This is a genomic window from Arthrobacter sp. GQ119 (genome assembly GCF_059759125.1).
Genome location: NZ_JCAXEA010000077.1, coordinates 1 through 504, shown reverse-complemented (window position 1 = coordinate 504; position 504 = coordinate 1). Strand labels below are relative to the sequence as shown.

The following is a 504-nucleotide window of genomic DNA, read 5'->3' as shown; positions in this document are numbered from 1 at the left end:
AAGTTCCGCGACCACCTGCGGATCCCCGTCACGGACGAACAGCTCGAGAAGGACCCGTACCAGCCGCCGTACTTCCACCCGGGCACGGATGCGCCGGAAATCAGGTACATGATGGAACGCCGCGCCGCCCTGGGCGGTGCCGTGCCGGAGCGCCGGTCCAAGCACTCCGACATCTCGCTGCCGGACCCGAAAACCTACGAGGTCGCCAAGCGCGGTTCGGGCAAGCAGCAGGCCGCGACCACCATGGCCTTTGTCCGGCTGCTCAAGGACCTGATGCGGGACAAGAACTTCGGCAAGCACATCGCGCCGATCATCCCGGATGAGGCCCGCACGTTCGGCATGGACGCGTTCTTCCCCACGGCCAAGATCTACAACCCCAAGGGCCAGAACTACCTGTCCGTGGACCGGGACCTCGTCCTGGCCTACAAGGAATCCGCGCAGGGCCAGCTGATCCACCCCGGCATCAACGAAGCCGGCGCAGTGGCAGCCTTCACCGCCGCCGGT

The 504-nt window shown here is 66.3% G+C and carries 1 pseudogene; it reads left to right on the top strand.

The annotated features are described in order from the left end of the window. Window positions 1-504 (top strand): annotated as a pseudogene (locus AC6CH3_RS23425) (pyruvate dehydrogenase (acetyl-transferring), homodimeric type); the annotation flags it as partial.